The sequence below is a fragment of the Microbacterium sp. NPDC055683 genome, from assembly GCF_053617895.1.
This window is the reverse complement of the sequence record NZ_JBSHGQ010000001.1, coordinates 135341-152966: the sequence shown is the minus strand read 5'-3', so window position 1 is coordinate 152966 and position 17626 is coordinate 135341. Positions and strand designations below refer to the sequence as shown.

Below are 17626 nucleotides of genomic sequence, written 5' to 3'. Positions count from 1 at the left end.
GGACCGTCACTGCCGCGTAACCTCGAAGTTACGCCGGATGGCCCGCCTTCGGGTGCCCTCTGCGGCCCGGAATCACCGGCATCCGTCGGGTGGGGAAGCGGGTTCCGCTGGCAGGATCGTCGGCTCCTGACTGCGGCTCGGCCACGTGGAACGCGCTCAGGTGAGCAGGATGACCGCCGCGAGCGCGACGGGCAGCGATGCGACGGTCGTCGCCAGCACGATCGCGCGCACCCGTGAGGGCAGGACGCCGTGCGCGCGCGCGATCACGTAGATGTTCTGCGCGGTCGGCAGCGCGGCGATGAGGACGAGCGCGAGCAGGTCGTCGCCGCCCACGCCGAACGCGAGCCCGATGGAGAGCGACACGGCCGGCAGGATCACCAGCTTGCCGAAGGCCGCCAGCCAGACGGCAGACCCCCCGCCGGCGTCGCCGGGCGCGGAGCCCGGCTCGGCGAGCGACATGCCGAAGGCGATCAGCATGATCGGCACGGCGGCGTCCCCGACCATCTCGAAGGGTGCGAGCACAGGAGAGGGCACGTCTGCGTCAGCGGCCAGGAGCACACCGCCCACGACGGCGGCGACGATGATGGGATTCGCGAAGGGGCGCGCGAGGGCGCGCCAGCGCGGACCGGGCACGGCGCTCGTCGTCTCGAGCACCATGAGCAGGACCGGTGTCACGACGAGCACCTGCAGGAGGATCATCGGCGCGATCCGATCTGTCGACCCCAGCACGCTGACGGCGATGGGGATGCCGATGTTGCCGACGTTCGTGTACACGCTCGTGCCGACGATCATGGCCGTCTCGCGCACACGCATACGCAGACGTCGCCGCACGACGAGCACGATGAGCAGGACGACCGTCGCGGCCACGATGAGCGACAGCAGCGAGGCGAGCGCGAACGGCGAGAGCAGGACCGACCGATCGGAGCCGCCCAGGATCGCGATGTACAGGCAGGGTGTCGTCACCGTGAGGGTGAGCGTGTTCAGCGTGCGCTCCGCGCCGTCCGGGAGCAGTCCCCAGCGTCGGCAGGCGTAGCCAAGGAAGAGGATCGCCGCGACGGCGCCGTAGCCGGTTAGGAGTCCGCCGATCTGACTCGTCACGATGGGCTCCTGCCGGGGGAGGCGACGCCGGGCGTCGATAATGGGATCTGGTTCACGAGGGAACGGGGACGCGGAATGTCACCACGCGCGGAGCGGATGGCGCAACGAGGCGAGCAGACGCGGGAGGCGGCGGTCGACGCGGCGACCGTCCTGTTCGGCGAGCAGGGATATCGCGGGACGTCGCTCCAGCAGATCGCGGCGCGCGCCGGTGTCGTCCAGTCGGCGCTGCACCATCATTTCGGAAGCAAGGAAGCCCTCCTCATGGCCGCCCTCGACGCCCACTACCGTGCCGTCGACGGGGTGCGCGGGGACATCGACGGCGCGGCAGCGGGCCGTGTCGATTTCGTCGAGCTGATGGTCGACGCGGTGCGGGAGAATCTCGACGCGCCCGAGCTCGTGAGGTTCTTCTCGGTGGCGATGGGCGAGTCTCTCACCGCGGGGCACCCCGCCTACGACTACTTCGCCAAGCGGTACGACCGTCTGCGTCGCGGATTCACACAGGCGATCATGCACGCCAAGGGGCTCGACGACGACGCGTCGCGGGACGCGATCGAGACGCTCGTCGCGACACTTCTCGCGGCATCCGACGGACTGCAGATGCAGTGGATCAGGGACCCTCGGGTGGACCTGGTGGGGGGCTTCGCCCTGATCGCAGAGATGGTGAGAGGCAGACTGGCGCAGATCGGCGCCTGAGCGGGATTTGCAGACGTACACCATCGCCTCTATTCTACAGGTCGGTCGACCTATCTGTTTGTTCGACCGCCCCACCGGATCTCACAACGGAGTAGATGATGCTCGAAGCCCCGTCGCCGACGACCGCCGCGGACACACCAGAGGATTCGCCGACCCGCAACATCCGCCTCACCGGACAGCACGTCGGCACCTGGTTCGTCGCGAAGTACATCGCAGCCATGATCGGGGTGTACATCGCCCTCGTGACCCCCGCGTCGGTGTCGATCTCCCTGCGTGTCGGACAGCTCGACCCGGAAGGGAAGGCGGGGTCCTTCGCCCTCGTCTCCGCTGCCGGCGCCGCGGCAGCGCTCGTGTCGAATCCGGTATTCGGCGCCCTGAGCGACCACTCGACGTCGCGGTGGGGGCAGCGCCGCCCCTTCATCCTCCTCGGCGTGCTGTTCGGCGCGATCGCCGTCGTCGCGATCGGCTTCGCCCCGTCTGTGCTCATGGTCGCCGTGGGATGGGCCGCGGCTCAGTGCGCCTTCAACGCCGCACTCGCGGCCATCGTCTCCGTGCTCCCCGAGCGGGTGCCGACCCGGTTGCGCGGCCGTGTCTCCGGGTTCATGGGAGTCACAGGCCAGGTGGGTGTCGTCGCCGGCACCTTCTTCATCCAGGTCGTCGGCACGGACGGAGCCGGGATGTTCCTCTGGCCGACCGTCATCGGCGTGCTGCTCGTGCTCCCGTTCGCCCTCACTCTGCGGGAGGCGCGTAGGAACCGCGACGAGGTCGAGCCCGTCCGTCTGCGCACCGTCGTCGGAGCCCTCTGGATCAACCCGCTCACCCACCGCGACTTCGGCTTCGCCTGGGCCGGTCGGTTCCTGTCGTGGATCTCGCTCTACCTGCTCACGACGTACAAGACCTACTTCCTCATCGACCACCTGGGGTACACGACCGAGAGCGTCGCGCCCGTCCTCACCCTCGCCATGTTCATCCTCGCGATCGCCGTCGTCGTCTCGAGCATCGCAGGCGGCTGGCTGAGCGACCGCGTGCGCCGACGGAAGCCGTTCGTGATCGCAGCCTCCCTGCTGTTCGCCGTGGCGATGATCGTCGTGGCCACCTCGACCAGCGTGGAGATGTTCCTCATCGGGATCGCGATCGCCGGTCTCGGAAACGGCCTCTACCTCGGCGTCGACTACGCGCTGATCGCCGAAATCCTGCCCGACGGCGAGAAGGCGGCCGGCAAGGGCATGGGCGTCTTCAACCTCTCCAGCACCATCCCTCAGACCGTCGCTCCGCTGCTGGCGCCTCTCCTGCTCACCATCAACGTCGGCGACTCGCCCGGCAACTACACCTCGCTCTATCTCACCGCCGCCGTCCTGGCCTTCGCCGGTGCCGCGCTGATCCAGTTCATCCGAGGAGCACGATGACGGTCATCTCCCCCACGATCGCCGACGACGCGGCGACCCTCACGACCGGCGCGGACTACTGGACGACGACCGCCGCGCCGCGGTTCGGCCTGCGCGCACTGCGGCTCGCGGACGGTCCGCACGGACTGCGGGTGCAGGACGATGAGAACCCCGATCACCTCGGCATCGAACGCAGCGCCCCGGCGACGTGCTTCCCGCCCGCCGTCACGCTCGCCTCGTCGTGGGACCCCGACCTCGTCACGGAGGTGGCCACGGCACTCGGTCGCGAGGCACGTGCCGCCGGCGTCGACGTCGTGCTCGGTCCGGGGATGAACATCAAGCGCAGCCCCCTGTGCGGCAGGAACTTCGAGTACTTCTCCGAGGATCCGCTCCTGACGGGAGTGCTCGCCGGCGCCGTGGTGCGCGGGCTCCAGAGCCAGGGGGTCGCGGCCTGCGTGAAGCACTTCGCCGTGAACAACCAGGAGACGGACCGGCACCGCGTCAGCGCCGAGATCGACGAGCGCCCGTTGCGGGAGATCTACCTCCGTGCCTTCCAGATCGCTCTGGAGGAGTCGACCCCCTGGGCGCTCATGTCCTCCTACAACAGGATCAATGGCGTCCACGCCTCGGAGAACACCCATCTGCTGACGACGGTGCTCCGCGAGGAATGGGGCTACGACGGCGTCGTCGTCTCCGACTGGGGTGGCGTGCACGATCCGGTCGCGGCGGTGGCAGCCGGACTCGACCTGCGGATGCCCGGCCGTCCGGAGGACCCTCGGGTGCGCGAGGCCGTCTCCGACGGCAGGCTCGCCCCCGCGCAGGTCGAACGCGTCGTGGAGCGCCTGCGTCTGCTCGCCGACCGCACGGAGACCGACGCTCCCGCAGAGCCGATCAACGCCGACGAGCACCATGCGCTCGCGCGCCGTGCCGCCGCGCGGTCGGCGGTGCTCCTCACCAACGACGGCACTCTGCCCCTCGACCCCGTCCGAACGCCCCGCATCGCGATCATCGGGGCGCTGGCGGAGCAGCCGCGATACCAGGGCGGGGGCAGTTCGCATGTGAATCCGACCCGCGTCTCCACGGGGCTGGACGAGCTCACCGGACGACTCCGCGCACGGGGGGGCGTCGTGGAGTACGCACCCGGGTACTCCCTGGATGCCCGTGACTCCCCGCCCGCGGTCATCGATGAGGCCCTGGCTGTCGCACGGCGCGCGGACGTCGTCGTACTGTTCCTCGGCCTCCCCGACGCATACGAGGCGGAGGGGAGGGATCGCACGTCGATCGACCTCCCGGCCGACCAGCGGGCACTGATCGAGGCGCTCCGAGAGGTCCCCGCGCAGAAGGCCGTGGTGCTCTCGAACGGATCCGCGGTCACGACGGCCGGCTGGCGGGAGCATGTGGGCGCGATCGCCGAGTTCTGGCTGACGGGTCAGGCGCACGGCGAGGCCGTCGCGGACGTGATCCTCGGCGACGTCGACCCGGGCGGGCGGCTGACGGAGACCATCCCCCTCCGTCTCGAGGACACCCCCGCATTCCTCGACTTCCCCGGCGAGGGAGGCGCCGTCGGCTACGGAGAGGGCGTCTTCGTCGGCTACCGGTCGTATGAGGCGCGCGGCATCGCCGTCGACCACCCCTTCGGACACGGCCTGTCGTACACCGCGTTCGAGTACCGCGACCTCGTCGTCTCCCCCCATGACCGCGACGACGTCCTGGCCTTCACCGCCGAGGTCACGATCGCGAACACCGGCGCGCGTCGAGGGTCCGACGTCGTCCAGCTGTACGTGACCGACCACGGAGCGCGGGTGCGCACGCCCCCGCGCGAGCTCCGAGGATGGCGACGGGTCGAGCTCGCCGCAGGCGAGGAGACCCGAGTCCGGATCTCCGTGCGCAAGGACCGGCTGGCGCACTGGAACAGAGCCGCGGGCGCGTGGTCGTTCGACGGCGGTGCACTGGACGTGCTCGTCGGCGCGTCATCGCGCGATCTGCGGCTCGAGCAGTCGATCGAGATCGAGGGCGAGGGTGCGGAGATACCGCTCAGCCTGTCTTCCACGCTCGGGGACTTCCTCGCGCACCCCGTCATCGGCCCTCGGCTGTCCTCCGTCGCCGAACGGCGCGGAGGCTTCCGCGGGCGCATCGGAGATCTCCTCGGAGACCCGGCCGGCCGCATCAACGTCCTCGGCATCACGCTCCAGACGCTCGTCGAGTTCCCCGGCGTCCCGCTCGACGCCGAGGACCTGGACGGATTCATCCGAGACCAGCACTCCGAATGACGGGTGAGCGGGGCCGTGGCGCGACCGCGGCCCCGCTTCGACGCCCCCGTCAGCCGAAGTGCACGCCGCCGTTCGGCTGGATCACCTGCCCTGTGATCGACCCCGCCCCGGCGCCGAGTAGGAAGCTCACAGTCGAGGCGATCTCCTGCGGATCGCTCAGGCGCCCGATCAACGACATCCCGGCGATGCGGCTGCGCTCGTCGTCGCTGAGGGCCTTCGTCATCGGCGTGTCGGTGGCGGCGGGCGCCACGACGTTCGCCCGGATGCCCCAGGGAGCGAGCTCGCGCGCATAGCCCCGGATCATCCCGATCACGGCGGCCTTCGACATGGCGTACACGCCGCTGCCCATGAGGCCGCCGCCCGTCTGCGCCGCCACGCTGCCGAGCGCCACGATGGCACCGCGTCCCTCCGCGCTCTGGAGATGAGGCACCGCCGCCGCGATCGTGTTCTGCATCCCCTCGACGTTCACGGCCAGCACACGCCGGAACTCCTCCGGCTGCACGTCTCGCAGCGCCGTGCGCGAGACGATGCCCGCGGCCGCGACGACGGCCGTGGGACGGCCGATCGCGTCGGCAACCGTCTGGATGGCCGTCTCCATCGCGGCGCGATCCGCGACGTTCGCCGCGACGGCGATGTGCGGTCCGCCCTCCAGGCCGGCCACCGCCTGATGGGCGGCTGCCGCGCTGACGTCCAGGACCGCGACGCGGGCACCACGTCGCGCCGCCTGCTCTGCGCAGGCCAGGCCTATGCCCGATCCGCCCCCTGTGATCACGACGACCTCGTCCTGTGCGTCCGTCATCGGGCGCTCCTTCCGTGTGCGCGATCTCAGATGATCGCGATTGCGTTGGCGGGGCTTCCGACCCCGCCGGTGATGTTGAGCGGCTGCGCCGTCACGAAGCAGTCGAATCGACCGCGTCGTGCGCATGCGGCCGCAAGTGCGTCGAGGTCCCACAGCTCGCCGATGGCGAGGCCGAGCAGCGGGATGAGGGTGCGGTGCAGCATCCCCGTATGCGTCGACGGCGCGAGCCGCCCGTCGCCTTCGGCATCCGTCGGCATGCGAGCCGGGTCGGCGGGCCATGGCTCGAGCGCGATGTTGTCGGCGGCCACGACAGCGATCCGCCGGTCCCACAACCAGGCCGCGGTCTCCTCGGCCGCGGCGAGGCCAGCGCTCCGGATCCGCCCGTCGGCAGGACGGGGCCGCGTGCGCGCTCGTGTCAGCCAGCCCGTCCGGATAAGCAGGATGTCGCCGTCCTCGATGACGGTCCCCTGCCATCTGAGAGCGCTCTCGACGTCGGCGATGGGGATGTGCTCACTCGTATCGTCGTCGATCGGGCGCCCGACGGCACTCCGGTAGGCATCGAGGTCGAGCACGACCCCCCGCCCGGCGATCCCCCGCTCCGCGAGATGCTGGACACCCAGACGCGCTGTTCCCGCGCGGATCTCGTCCCCCGCCACGCCGTTGTAGAACCCGTGGTCGGGGTGGGCGAAGTGCCGGAGTCCGTCGATCTGCGTCGACGCCTGCGGGAACAGGCCGTCGATGCGGTCGTCCCTGTGGAACTGGTTGAGGCCGAAGACGTCGTGACGCGGATTGCCGCGGTGGGCGATGAGCGGCGGGTCGAAGGCGTCGAGGGGGAGATTGAGCGCGAAGACGTCGCCGTGCACGATCGAGTCTCTCGCGCGCAGCACGCGCTCTCGCGTGAGCAGGTTCACCGTGCCGAGCTCGTCATCCTCGCCGAAGACGCCCCAGGCCGTGCCGCCGAGCGACCCGGGGCGCTCCTTCAGCTGCGCGAAGGTCGGCAGCGCGCCCGGGTCGCCCTCGGTGCCGGTCATGCGTCGGCGTCGCCCGTGACCTGGTGGATCTCGATCATGTTGCCGGCCGGATCGGTGAGGAAGATCTGGTGCCAGCCCTCGACCGACCAGATCCCCCAGTCGTCGAACGGGATGCCGTGCTCGGTGAGCCGCGCCTTGATCTCCTCGATGTCGTCTGTGCGGAAGGCGAAGTGGCCGCCGATCAGCGGGTTGACGGAGTGCCCCTCCTGGGCGGCGAGATAGGGCTGCCGCTGGGTGGCGTGGATCTGGAGCTCGCTCGGGTCGCCGGCGTCGAAGAACTTCGCCGCATCCTCCCAGGCTGCGTCGCCGTCGTCGGTCTCGGCTGCCGAGGTCGCGATCATGGGAGGGGACGGCAGCAGTTCGAGTCCGAGCGCGTTCTTGTAGAAGTCGGTGAGCACCGACATCCGGTCGGAGGTGACGTTGACGTGGTGGAGGCGGAGTTTCGCCATGGTGTTCCCTTCAGTCGTGCGCGATGCGCGTTTCAGTGGTCAGCGGTCGACCCGGTACCGGCCGAGCTTCTCCGGGTCGATGTCGAAGCCGATACCCGGCAGGACAGGGACGATCATCTCGCCGTCCGAGATGACGAGAGGCTCCGTCAGGAGGCTGTCGGACAGGTCGAGGTAGTTGGAGAGCTCGGCGGCGCTGCGGGAGGTGGTCTCCTGCGAGGCGCCGAACACGAGCGAGCAGACTGTTCCCGCGTGCGCATCGATCTGGTTGCCGATGACGGCATCCACGCCGAGGCCCTGCGCGAGGTGCGCGATGCGGAGCGAGTCCGAGAACCCCGTCCTCGCCGTCTTGATGCTCACTGCGGTGGCGGCGCCGGAGAGGATCTCGCGGGTGACGTCAGCCGGTGTGGGCGCGCTTTCGTCTGCGACGAAGGGCACGCGCGTCTGCGCGGTCAGCCAGCGCCGTGAGAGCACGTCGTCTGCGGGGCACAGTTCCTCCACGCGCGAGAGACCGACGTCCGCCAGCCGGCGCAGCGCCTCGGCGGACTCCGCCGCGGTCCAGCCCCGGTTGCCGTCGAGATACAGCTCCGCCTGCGGGCCGAGCGCCTCGCGCAGAGCGAGGCACACGGCGACGTCGTCGTCGATCGGCCGACGCCCGACCTTGATCTTGAACGACGTGATCCCGAGGGACGCGCGAAGGCGCACCGCCTCATCGGCGACGCGCGCCGGCGCGTCGAAGCCGAGCATGTGGCTCACGCGAAGGCGATCTGTCCATCCTCCGAGCATGCGGTGCACGGGCATGCCGAGCAGTCGTCCAGCCGCGTCCCACATCGCCATGTCGATGGCGCCCTTCGCGGTGTGGTTCCCGACCGTGCGCTCCAGCGCACGGCGGACCGCCTCCCGGTCGAAGACGGACCTGCCGATCACCGCCGGCGCGAACAGCTTGCCGATGACCGCGACGATCGACTCCTGGGTCTCGCCGTAGGTGTAGGGGCGCGGCGGGGCTTCTGCCGTGCCGATGACGCCGGATTCGGTGATGACCTGCACGAGGACGTTGTCGGCGACGTCGATCGACCCGCTTGCGAACGCGAGCGGTTTCGCGTACGGGATCGCGTAGGGAATCGCCCGGACGGCGACGATCCGATCGTCCAGTGCACGGCGCCCGGCGAGGTTCGCGTCGGTGTCGACGAAGGTCTGTGCGGTCATGTCCAGCTCCGGTTCGGTCATCGATCAGATGGTCTGAGCGTCTCGGGTGCGCGAGGCCTGCGGGCGCGTTCGCGCTCCCTGTCCGCCCGTCCGCCGATCGGCCCAGCCGACGACCAGGAAGACCAACACAGCCGCCAGGGCGAAGAATCCGGACATGACCAGGAGCCCGGAGTCGGTCGACCCGGTCGCATCGCGGACGGCGCCGAGGATGTACGGGCCGACGAGGCCGCTGATGTTGCCCACGGAGTTCACGAAGGCGATGGACACGGCAGCCAGGGCGCCCGCATAGACCTGGGCGACGGTGGCCTGGAACGTCGACAGCACTCCGAAGAATCCCGCGGCCGCGATGCTCATGCCTGCAAGCGAGAGCACAGCGTTTCCCGAGACGACGCCCGTGAACAGTCCGACGGCCGCGGCCGCCATGAGACCGGTCAGGTGCCACCTCCGCTCACCGGTCCTCGCGATGCTCCGCAGGACGGCGAACATGACGATCGCGGAGAAAACCCACGGCACCGCCGAGAGGAATCCCGACGCGACGGGGTCCAGCCCGAAGTCCTCGGCGACGATCGTGGGCAGGAAGTAGGTGATCGACCAGAAGCCGGCCAGCATGCTGAAGTAGGCGGCGGAGAACACCCACACGGATGGCCGCCTGAGCGTGGCGGGGATCTGCTTGAGCTCGTGCGCGGCTCCGCTCGACTGCGTGACCGTGGCCGACAGGTGGGACTTCTCCTCGTCGGTCAGCCACGTCGCCTGGGAGGGGCTGGAGGGCAGCTTGACGAAGATGTAGATCGCGAGAGCGATCGCGGGGAGACCTTCGATGAAGAACACCCAGCGCCATCCGGCGACGCCGAGCATGCCATCCAGGAGGAGCAGGCTGGAGGTGAGCACCGAGCCGATGCACAGGGCGACGGGGACGGCGAGGTTGAGCATCGAGTACGCCTTGGTCAGTAGACGCGGCGGGCACCACAGAGCGAGGAAGAGCGCCACGCCCGGCGAGTAGCCGGCCTCCGCCGCCCCCAGCAGGAACCTCATGATGAAGAGGCTGATCTCGTTCTGCATGAACGCCATCGCCACCGTGACGGCACCCCACGTGATCATGATGCGCCCGAGCCAGACGCGCGCTCCGAGCCTCGCTAGCGCCATGTTCGAGGGGATCTCGAGGATGAGGTATCCGATGTAGAAGAATCCCGCGGCCAGTCCGAACGACGCCGCCGTCAATCCGAGGTCGAGCGACAGCGGACCGGCGATCACGCCGAGGTTCGCTCGGTCGATGTACGAGATGAACATTCCGAGCATCACAATCGGGATGATCCGCTTCGTGAGCTTGCGGTAGATCGTCGCGTCCAATGCCGCGACCTCCGCCTCCGTCCGCTGTGCCATGTTTTCGCCTCTCCATCGAGTGCGGCGCGATCGCACCGTCGGTCCGACGCTAGGCGCAGATATTCATTCGCGTCCAATACTTTTGATAAACGGATTATTTGCGAATCCAGAAATATCTGGCGTCGGAAGCGCGATCTCGGAGACCCCCAGTACACGCGCGAGCGCCGGCGAGTCATCACCGCGCCGCCAGGTGAGGGTGGCGAACATGTGGCTCGGCCGGATGTCGTCGATCTCCCGGTAGACGATTCCGAGGTCGCGCGCGGGTGCGACCGAGCTGAGCGTGATCGTCACGCCGACCCCGGCCGCGACCAGCGCGAGCACGGTGGCGGAGTCGGGGGCCTCCTGGACGACGTGCGGCCGGAAGCCGGCGGCGATGCAGAGCGAGAGCATGGTGGCCTGCAGGATCGATCCCTGGTCGCCGGGAAGGCTCACGAAGTCGGCGTCGGCCAGGTCGTCCATCCGGATCGCCTCGTGATGCGCGAGCGGATGATGCTCGGGGATCGCGCACACGATCCGCTCGATCTCGACGACGCGGGAGTCGAGATCGGGGTGCGCGGGAAGGCGGGAGAACGCGAGGTCGATCTCACCCTCCCTCAGCAGCTCGACGGCGGTGTACACGTAGGTCTGGGACCGCAGCTGGAGATCGATCCGGGGGTGCGCCGCTCGTACCGCGTGGCTGAGAAGGGGGAGCACTCGATGGCTCGACACCCCGGCGAACCCGAGCCTGACGACGCCGTCCTCCCCGGTCTTGAGCGCCTCCGCGACGGCGCGGGTGCTCCTCACCTGGGCGACCACCTGACGCGCGGAGCCGAGCAGGCGCGCTCCGGCGGCCGTCAGCGCGACCGCTCGGGTGCTCCGCGCGAACAGCTCGAGTCCGAGCTCCCGCTCCAACTGGCGGATGCGACTGCTCAGTGGAGGCTGCGAGATCCTCAGCCTCTCGGCCGCCCGCCCGAAATGGAGCTCCTCTGCCACGGCGATGAACGCCTCGAGATCGCGGATCTCCACAACCGTGCCTCCTTTATGTCCGGCCTCAGATGAATCTAGCCATGATTCGTATTGGACACGATCATGCCGTGCTGGTGTGATGTCAGGGCCAATGACGACGGAAGAAGGGTGACGGAGCCATGAGCGGTCGACTGCTGGTGACGGGGGGCGCGTCGGGGATCGGCCGGGCGATCGCCGAGCGCGGCGAGGCCGAAGGCTGGCGGGTCGTCGTGATCGACCGTGACGAGGCGCCCGTCGGGCGGTCGCTCATCGCCGATCTGTCCGACGAGCGGAGCACGGCCGACGCGCTCGCCGCTGCGCTCGAGGACGGCCCGATCACGAGGATCGTCAACAACGTCGGCGCCGTCTTCCCCGGCCCGCTCGAGGACCAGACGCTCGACGTCCTGGACGCCTCATTCGCGCTCAACCTGCGCGCCGCCGTCCAGTGCACGCAGGCGGTGCTCCCCGGGATGGCAGAGGCCGGCTTCGGTCGCATCGTCAACATGACCTCCCGTGCCGCACTCGGCAAGGAGCTGCGCACGGCGTACGCGGCCGCGAAGGCGGGACTCATCGGCCTTACCCGCGTGTGGGCGCTCGAGCTCGGCCCCCGCGGTGTGACGGTGAACGCGATCGGCCCCGGCCCCATCGCGACCGAGCTTTTCCTGCACGCGAACCCCGCGGACTCCGCGCGGACACGGGCCATCGTGGAGAGCGTGCCGGTCGGCCGTGTCGGACAGCCGGAGGACGTGGCCAACGCCGCCGCATTCTTCCTCGGCGATGACGCGGGGTTCATCACCGGGCAGACACTCTACGTATGCGGTGGTCTCACCGTCGGCGTCGCCGCGGTCTGAGCCCCTCAGCGCGCTCTTCCCTCCTCACGATCACGGAGTCCCCATGGACACGCACTTCACCACATCCGATGGCGCGCGGATCGCTTTCGCGGACGTCGGAGCTGGCCGCCCTGTCGTCCTCCTGCACGGGATGCTCTGCCACCGAGGGCATTGGGCACTGCAGAGCGCTGCTCTGCGCTCGGCGGGATACCGGGTGATCACCGTCGAACACCGGTTCCACGGACACTCGGACTCACCGGAGCACGGCCACAGCATCGCCCGCCTGGGCGCTGACCTCATGGAGCTCCTCACCGCACTCGAGCTCGCCGACGTATCGCTCGTGGGCCACTCGATGGGCGTGTCCGTGGCACTCGCGGCGATCGGGCTGGGCGGCACGGCCCGCCTGTCCGCCCTCGTCGCGATCGACCAGTCGCCGCGCATCGTGAACGACGAATCCTGGGAGTGGGGCGTGCGGCATGTGACGTGGCCGCTGCTCGAGGACCAGATCGCCGGCAGGGCCGGCTGGTCGGAGTTCGAGCGCGAGCCGCCCGCGCCGGCGCACGTCGAGGAGCTGCTCGGCTCGTGCGGGAGGATGGGCGACTTCACGACGCTCCCCCGCGCGCTGGTCTTCGACCATTTCGCATCCGATTGGCGGGATGTGCTCCCCCTCGTCGACATCCCCGCCCTCCTCGTCACCGGGCGGCATTCCCCCTCCTTCCCGCTCGGGGGCTTCGAATGGATGGCGGCGACCATGCCGGACGCGCACCTCAGCGTCTACGAGGCGAGCGGGCACTGTCCGCACTGGAACGAGCCGGAGAAGTTCAACGACGAGCTCATCGCGTTTCTCGACCGCACCACGCGAGCCTCCGCACGGGGGACCGGCACAGCGGATCCTCAGTAGCATGCAATCACGCCGTCGCCCGGGCGACGGTCTCTCCTCCACTTCCGTCTCCGGTTGAATGGTCCCGACGAGACGTTGCGGTACGACGACCTCTTGCTGCTCTCGCGCCAGGCCAGAGCAGTCGACGATGTGTACGACGCACTGGTCTGGCTCGCCGAGCATGCGGCGCAGCTCGGGGCGACGCATCGCTCCCGGCGATCGCCGGCGACAGCGCGGGCGCCAACATCGCGGTCTGCGCCGCGTTGCGGGCACGCGACGCGAACGGCCCGGATCTCGTGGCGCAGTGGCTCATGTACGCCACGCTTGCGATCGGGTGGACACGGCATCATGGCGACTGCTCGGCGACACTCACTTCCCTACCCGGAGCGTGAACGATCTCGCGATCGCGTCCTACGTCCCGGCGGGGATGAGCCCGTCCGATCCACGGGCGCCCCGCTCGCGGCAGACCTCCACGGGCTCCCTTCGACGCTCATCTAGTTGGGCGGGCTCGACCCTCTACGCGACGAGAACGTCGCGTTCGGAGCGGCGCTCCCGTGGGGCGACACCGCGAGAAGCGGCGCGCTCGACGCCTTCTTCGACGGAGCGCGGTGTTCAATCGCCTCGGCCGCGCGGCAGCGCACGGATCAGTCCTGACGCCGGACCGCGCGCGGCCGCGCAGCCGTCTTCTCAACCGACCGGCCGGATGTCGTAGATCGACGGGTAGACGTTCGAGGGAACGCGCTGCACCTGCGTGTCGGCGGAGACCGCGAGTGCGCTCTCGACCACGCTGCGTCGACTGGCGAAGACGATCGGCCTCTCGCCGGCGGGCATGCTCCGGCTCTACCGACCTGGCGACGACGTTCTGAGCGCGCTGATGCGCCGGTTCCTCGACGCCGACGAGGACTGGCTGCGCGTCGCGCAGGCAGATGCGGCGGACCCGCTCCACCTCGTGGCTCTGGCCGAGCACGGCGAACGCAATCCCGGTCGCTCGGCGCTGTTCGCTTTCCTCTCGGGCACCGCGACCGCACCATCGCACCCTGCCCACGACTTCTTCCGCGAGCGATATCGGGACGCTCGGAAGCGCACGGCGGCGGCCCTCGCGACGCTCGCCATCGACGATGCATCCGGCGAAGCGGTGCGGCTCCTCGCGGCGTGGGACGGTCTCCAGATCCACGCGCGCTACACGCCGGCCGGCAGGGCGGCGCCGATGCTGGCCTATCGGCTGGCGCTGCTCGGGGCTGACGTACGCGATGCCGCTCCGCGCCGGTCACCGTCGCCGTCACCGACCGCCCTCGATCCCTCGCCCGCGGCGCGCGGTTACCCGGCCGCAGACGCCCTTCGTGCGCGCGCGATGGATTCGGCGCGCGCCGAGCTCTCCGACCGCGGTTACCACGGTCTCACCATCCAGGCGGTCGCCGACAGGGCGGGGATCCCCAAATCGACGCTTCTCCACCATTACCCTTCGAAGCCCTCGCTTCTGGCGGCGGTCCTCGCCGAGCGCGACGCGAGCATCGCCATCGCCCCCGTGGAGCGGACGATGGCGCCTGAGGACGCCCTCCGGCACTACGTCGGCCGCACTTCCGACGACGCCGAGCCGCCGATGGTGGCGCTGTACACGGTGCTGTTCAGCGAGGCGACAGCGCCCGCTCATCCCGCGCATGCGTACTTCCGAGAGCGCCATCTCTCCGTACGCGCGCAGCTCGCCCCCCTCTTCGACGAACTGCACCGCAGTGGATCACTCCCTCGCCAGGCCGATCCCGCGCTCGAAGCGGAGTGGTTCGCGGCGCTCCGGGACGGGATCCAGATCCAGTCGCTCTACGAGTCGGCCATCAGCATCCGGGGGACGCTCGACGCGTACCTCGACCGGCTGCTCTCCCGCTCGCCGTGAGCCGCCGCCCGCTCCGTCCAGCGTCGCTCACGGAGTCTTCACAGCCAGGTCGGCGCCGCGGGTAGAGCGCTCCCGTCTGCCGCGCGCGCACCGCGCGGTTCGCGGCCGATCCCCCAGCCGACGATCTCCGACGCCGTGCCGCTGACCTGGATTGGGTCGTCGAATGCCTCGAGGACCCGGTAGACCGCTGCGCGATCGGTCGGCTTCAGGACGATGTCGCGATCCTCCGGGCCGCGTTTTCGGCGCCACACGGCGATCAGGTCGGCGAGCAGGCGGTCGTGGAGCTCCGCGGGGAAGTCGGCGACGCGAGCGCCGTTCGCCAGGTCGACGGCGTGGATCCACACCTCGCGGGTCCGCATCCACACGGTCTCGCTCACCGGCACGATGCGCCCCTGCGCGGTCCTGACCTGCGTGGTCCATCGATCGACAGGGAGGTCGCGCCACTCGACGTTCAGGTGGACCGCGGCGTGGGCGGCGAGATTGCGCAGCGCCTCGACGGGAAGGGTCGCGCCGAAGGCGATCTCCTCCGCCCGCTGGCGGTCAGACGTGTACATCGGGTTCTCGACGCCGGTCGCCGCCCAGTCGACGAGGCGGGCGACCGCGCGCGCGTTGAAGCCGACGTGGGCGACGAGGTGCCTCCGAGTCCATCCGGGGAGGAGCGACGGGGCATCGAAGTCGTCGTCGCGCAGTTCGGAGAGCTTCCGCGCGAAGTACGCCTGGCCCCGACGCATGAGGAGCAGGGCCCTGGCCAGCTCCGGGTCGTCGACGTTGTCGGTGCGCGCCGGCATCAGGAGGCCTTCTCGGCCGTGACCTCGTTGCGCAGCTCCCCGATCCCCCCCACCGACGTGGTCAGCACGGCGCCGGGCTGGAGGTAGCGGCGCGGCGTGCGCGCATGCCCCACTCCGCCGGGGGTTCCCGAGGCGATGACGTCACCTGGCTGCAGGGTGAAGATCTGGGAGATGTACGCGACGAGCTGCGCAGGGCCGAAGACGAGGTCGTCCGTCCGCGTGCTCTGAACCGTCTCGCCGTCTACGGCGCACGACAGCTCGGTTCCCAGCTCGTACTCGTCGGGCGTGACGACGACCGGTCCGATCGGCGTGGTCGCTTCGAAGGTCTTCCCCTGGAACCACTCCGGCGTGCGGTACTGGTAGTCGCGCATCGTGACATCGTTCACGACCGTGTATCCCGCGATGGCCGCCGCGGCCTGCTCGACACCGGCCCGCCGGGCGACGGCGCCGACGACGATGCCCAGCTCGGCCTCCCAGTCCACCGCGTCAGCTGCTGCCGCGGGCAGCTCGATGACGTCGTACGGGCCGATGAGCGCCTCAGGGTACTTCGCGAAGAGCGTCGGGAACTCCGGGAGCTCGCGCCCCATCTCGCGGATGTGGTTGCGGTAATTCAGGCCGACGCACACGATCTTGCCGGGGGAGACGACGGGTGGCGCCCACTGTGCATCCTCGAGGGAGGCGATGTCGTGCGAGCGGCCCTGGGCCGAAGCCGATCGTTCCTTCCACCGTGTGTCGCGGAGCAGCGCGCCGACATCGGCGGCGCCGTCGATCTCGACGGCGACGTCTCCGTCGATGCGGACGGCGCGGGTGGCGCCTTCAAGGCGGAGAGTGGCGAGGCGCATCAGACAGCGTCCTTTCCGGGGGTGTAGGTTCGGGCGAACCCGAGGCGGTCGATGATCGGTCCGTCGTTGAAGCGGAACAGGTCGAAGTCGGTCTCTGCCTGCAGCTCCCAGCTGACCCAGCTCGGGACGACGAAGATGTCCCCACGCGTCAGCTGATGCCGTCGCCCGTTCAGGACGACGGCGCCTTCGCCTTCGAAGACCTGCCAGACCGACGAACCCACCTCGTGTCGGGCGGAGGTGGCGAACCCGGCCCTCACGCGATGGAACTCGCAGCGGATGGTCGGCATGACGTCGCCGCCGGTCGTGGGATTCGTGTACCGAATGGCCGCGTGCCCCTGCTCGACCGTCGCCGGGTAGCCCTCGTCCTCGAGGGCGAGCTGCTCCCGCAGCGCCGCGTCTGTGTGCTCCCAGCGGTAGGCCGACAAGGGCGAGCTCGTCTTCCGGTCCAGACCGGAGAGCGGGCGCAGGCCCGGATGGGCCCAGAGACGCTCGGCGCGCGATGTGTCGGGCGAGGCCTCGTCGGTGACACGATCAGCGCCGAACTCGAAGAACCCGACGTCCGTGTAATTCGAGAACGGGATGTCGAGGCCGTCGATCCACGCCATCGGTTCTGCCGTGTCGTTGTGGTGACCGTGGAAGTTCCAGCCCGGTGTGAGGAGCAAATCGCCGCGGCGCATCGCCACGGGATCGCCGTTGACGACGGTCCACACTCCTTCGCCTTCGACGACGAACCGGAAGGCGTTCTGGCTGTGCCGGTGCTCCGGGGCGGTCTCGAACCCTCCGAGGTACTGGATCGCGCACCACAGCGTCGGCGTCGCGTAGGCGGTCCCGGGGAGCCCGGGATTCGTCAGTCCGATCGCGCGCCGTTCGCCGCCGCGCCCGACCGGCACGAGCTCGCCCGACCGCTCGGCGATGTCGAAGAGCGTCTTCCACCTCCACACATGCGGGACGGCGACGGGAGTCGGCGTCAACGGCATGAGGTCGTCCCGCTGGGTCCACAGCGGTGCCAGACTGTTGTCGGCGAAGTCGCGGTAGAGCGCCTCCAGCTCCGGAGTGTCGGCAGTGCCGTCCATCTGCTCCACGGTGAGTTCCTTTCGAGAGGGGTC

18 protein-coding genes are annotated in these 17626 nt (G+C 69.7%); 7 read left to right on the top strand and 11 right to left on the bottom strand.

What is annotated here, in order from left to right:
- Window positions 1-156: 156 nt before the first annotated feature.
- Window positions 157-1098 carry an AEC family transporter gene (locus ACWGPF_RS00675; RefSeq protein ID WP_452330980.1) on the bottom strand — a complete coding sequence of 314 codons (942 nt, stop codon included), beginning with the start codon at window positions 1096-1098 and terminating at the stop codon, window positions 157-159.
- Window positions 1099-1194: 96 nt separating this feature from the next.
- Here ACWGPF_RS00675 and ACWGPF_RS00670 point away from each other — a divergent pair, with 96 nt between their 5' ends.
- The 3 genes from ACWGPF_RS00670 (at window position 1195) to ACWGPF_RS00660 (ending at window position 5446) form a co-directional block, all read left to right on the top strand.
- Window positions 1195-1791: a TetR/AcrR family transcriptional regulator gene (locus tag ACWGPF_RS00670; protein WP_452330979.1), complete on the top strand. Its 597-nt coding sequence runs from the start codon at window positions 1195-1197 to the stop codon at window positions 1789-1791.
- A gap of 95 nt (window positions 1792-1886) precedes the next feature.
- On the top strand, window positions 1887-3197 hold the full coding sequence (locus ACWGPF_RS00665; protein WP_452330978.1) for an MFS transporter: 1311 nt from the start codon (window positions 1887-1889) through the stop codon (window positions 3195-3197).
- Window positions 3194-5446, top strand: coding sequence for a beta-glucosidase (locus tag ACWGPF_RS00660; protein ID WP_452330977.1), 2253 nt, complete (start codon window positions 3194-3196; stop codon window positions 5444-5446). The genes ACWGPF_RS00665 and ACWGPF_RS00660 overlap by 4 nt, the downstream gene beginning before the upstream one ends.
- 49 nt (window positions 5447-5495) lie before the next feature.
- Here the strand turns inward: ACWGPF_RS00660 and ACWGPF_RS00655 are convergent, their stop codons facing one another.
- The 6 genes from ACWGPF_RS00655 to ACWGPF_RS00630 all read right to left on the bottom strand — a co-directional run bounded on the left by ACWGPF_RS00655 (window position 5496) and on the right by ACWGPF_RS00630 (window position 11313).
- On the bottom strand, window positions 5496-6245 hold the full coding sequence (locus tag ACWGPF_RS00655) for an SDR family NAD(P)-dependent oxidoreductase (protein WP_452330976.1): 750 nt from the start codon (window positions 6243-6245) through the stop codon (window positions 5496-5498).
- A gap of 26 nt (window positions 6246-6271) precedes the next feature.
- Entirely contained in the window at window positions 6272-7276 is a 1005-nt protein-coding gene (locus tag ACWGPF_RS00650) for a cyclase family protein (RefSeq protein WP_452330975.1), read from the bottom strand.
- Window positions 7273-7725: a VOC family protein gene (locus ACWGPF_RS00645; RefSeq protein WP_452330974.1), complete on the bottom strand. Its 453-nt coding sequence runs from the start codon at window positions 7723-7725 to the stop codon at window positions 7273-7275. Before ACWGPF_RS00645 ends, ACWGPF_RS00650 begins: the two co-directional genes overlap by 4 nt.
- Before the next feature lie 39 nt (window positions 7726-7764).
- Entirely contained in the window at window positions 7765-8928 is a 1164-nt protein-coding gene (locus ACWGPF_RS00640) for a mandelate racemase/muconate lactonizing enzyme family protein (RefSeq protein ID WP_452330973.1), read from the bottom strand.
- A 24-nt stretch (window positions 8929-8952) separates the two neighbouring features.
- A complete protein-coding gene (locus ACWGPF_RS00635) occupies window positions 8953-10308 on the bottom strand; it encodes an MFS transporter (RefSeq protein WP_452330972.1) in 1356 nt (451 codons plus the stop codon).
- Between the two features lie 63 nt (window positions 10309-10371).
- Window positions 10372-11313 (bottom strand): LysR substrate-binding domain-containing protein, encoded by a 942-nt coding sequence (locus ACWGPF_RS00630; RefSeq protein ID WP_452330971.1) that lies wholly within the window; start codon window positions 11311-11313, stop codon window positions 10372-10374.
- A 119-nt stretch (window positions 11314-11432) separates the two neighbouring features.
- Here ACWGPF_RS00630 and ACWGPF_RS00625 point away from each other — a divergent pair, with 119 nt between their 5' ends.
- Genes ACWGPF_RS00625 through ACWGPF_RS00615 form a run of 3 tightly spaced genes read left to right on the top strand, consistent with a single transcriptional unit; the run spans window position 11433 to window position 13394 of the window.
- Window positions 11433-12143 (top strand): SDR family oxidoreductase, encoded by a 711-nt coding sequence (locus tag ACWGPF_RS00625; protein ID WP_452330970.1) that lies wholly within the window; start codon window positions 11433-11435, stop codon window positions 12141-12143.
- Entirely contained in the window at window positions 12070-13023 is a 954-nt protein-coding gene (locus ACWGPF_RS00620; RefSeq protein WP_452330969.1) for an alpha/beta fold hydrolase, read from the top strand. The genes ACWGPF_RS00625 and ACWGPF_RS00620 overlap by 74 nt, the downstream gene beginning before the upstream one ends.
- Complete coding sequence (locus ACWGPF_RS00615; RefSeq protein ID WP_452331044.1) at window positions 12915-13394, top strand: alpha/beta hydrolase fold domain-containing protein; 480 nt, start codon at window positions 12915-12917, stop codon at window positions 13392-13394. Before ACWGPF_RS00620 ends, ACWGPF_RS00615 begins: the two co-directional genes overlap by 109 nt.
- 295 nt (window positions 13395-13689) lie before the next feature.
- Here the strand turns inward: ACWGPF_RS00615 and ACWGPF_RS00610 are convergent, their stop codons facing one another.
- Window positions 13690-13833, bottom strand: a complete 144-nt coding sequence (locus ACWGPF_RS00610; RefSeq protein ID WP_452330968.1) for a hypothetical protein — start codon at window positions 13831-13833, stop codon at window positions 13690-13692.
- Here ACWGPF_RS00610 and ACWGPF_RS00605 point away from each other — a divergent pair.
- The gene (locus tag ACWGPF_RS00605; RefSeq protein ID WP_452330967.1) at window positions 13832-14890 is read left to right on the top strand and encodes a TetR/AcrR family transcriptional regulator; all 1059 of its coding nucleotides are present in this window, start codon (window positions 13832-13834) and stop codon (window positions 14888-14890) included. The two genes, ACWGPF_RS00610 and ACWGPF_RS00605, sit on opposite strands and share 2 nt — an antisense overlap.
- A 38-nt stretch (window positions 14891-14928) precedes the next feature.
- Here the strand turns inward: ACWGPF_RS00605 and ACWGPF_RS00600 are convergent, their stop codons facing one another.
- From ACWGPF_RS00600 to ACWGPF_RS00590, 3 genes are read right to left on the bottom strand one after another with little or no spacing between them, the layout of a single operon-like run.
- Entirely contained in the window at window positions 14929-15678 is a 750-nt protein-coding gene (locus ACWGPF_RS00600; RefSeq protein WP_452330966.1) for a maleylpyruvate isomerase family mycothiol-dependent enzyme, read from the bottom strand.
- Entirely contained in the window at window positions 15678-16520 is an 843-nt protein-coding gene (locus ACWGPF_RS00595; protein WP_452330965.1) for a fumarylacetoacetate hydrolase family protein, read from the bottom strand. The genes ACWGPF_RS00600 and ACWGPF_RS00595 overlap by 1 nt, the downstream gene beginning before the upstream one ends.
- Entirely contained in the window at window positions 16520-17593 is a 1074-nt protein-coding gene (locus ACWGPF_RS00590) for a cupin domain-containing protein (protein ID WP_452331043.1), read from the bottom strand. The genes ACWGPF_RS00595 and ACWGPF_RS00590 overlap by 1 nt, the downstream gene beginning before the upstream one ends.
- Window positions 17594-17626: the final 33 nt, after the last annotated feature.

Bases quoted from the DNA above. Each gene is read 5' to 3' on its own strand.
- ACWGPF_RS00645 (WP_452330974.1), bottom strand. From the start codon at position 7,725: ATGGCGAAACTCCGCCTCCACCACGTCAACGTCACCTCCGACCGGATG.
- ACWGPF_RS00655 (WP_452330976.1), bottom strand. From the start codon at position 6,245: ATGACGGACGCACAGGACGAGGTCGTCGTGATCACAGGGGGCGGATCG.
- ACWGPF_RS00650 (WP_452330975.1), bottom strand. From the start codon at position 7,276: ATGACCGGCACCGAGGGCGACCCGGGCGCGCTGCCGACCTTCGCGCAG.
- ACWGPF_RS00610 (WP_452330968.1), bottom strand. From the start codon at position 13,833: ATGCCCGCCGGCGAGAGGCCGATCGTCTTCGCCAGTCGACGCAGCGTG.
- ACWGPF_RS00590 (WP_452331043.1), bottom strand. From the start codon at position 17,593: ATGGACGGCACTGCCGACACTCCGGAGCTGGAGGCGCTCTACCGCGAC.
- ACWGPF_RS00620 (WP_452330969.1), top strand. From the start codon at position 12,070: ATGACGCGGGGTTCATCACCGGGCAGACACTCTACGTATGCGGTGGTC.
- ACWGPF_RS00660 (WP_452330977.1), top strand. From the start codon at position 3,194: ATGACGGTCATCTCCCCCACGATCGCCGACGACGCGGCGACCCTCACG.
- ACWGPF_RS00605 (WP_452330967.1), top strand. From the start codon at position 13,832: ATGCTCCGGCTCTACCGACCTGGCGACGACGTTCTGAGCGCGCTGATG.
- ACWGPF_RS00640 (WP_452330973.1), bottom strand. From the start codon at position 8,928: ATGACCGCACAGACCTTCGTCGACACCGACGCGAACCTCGCCGGGCGC.
- ACWGPF_RS00595 (WP_452330965.1), bottom strand. From the start codon at position 16,520: ATGCGCCTCGCCACTCTCCGCCTTGAAGGCGCCACCCGCGCCGTCCGC.
- ACWGPF_RS00635 (WP_452330972.1), bottom strand. From the start codon at position 10,308: ATGGCACAGCGGACGGAGGCGGAGGTCGCGGCATTGGACGCGACGATC.
- ACWGPF_RS00665 (WP_452330978.1), top strand. From the start codon at position 1,887: ATGATGCTCGAAGCCCCGTCGCCGACGACCGCCGCGGACACACCAGAG.
- ACWGPF_RS00625 (WP_452330970.1), top strand. From the start codon at position 11,433: ATGAGCGGTCGACTGCTGGTGACGGGGGGCGCGTCGGGGATCGGCCGG.
- ACWGPF_RS00600 (WP_452330966.1), bottom strand. From the start codon at position 15,678: ATGCCGGCGCGCACCGACAACGTCGACGACCCGGAGCTGGCCAGGGCC.
- ACWGPF_RS00670 (WP_452330979.1), top strand. From the start codon at position 1,195: ATGGCGCAACGAGGCGAGCAGACGCGGGAGGCGGCGGTCGACGCGGCG.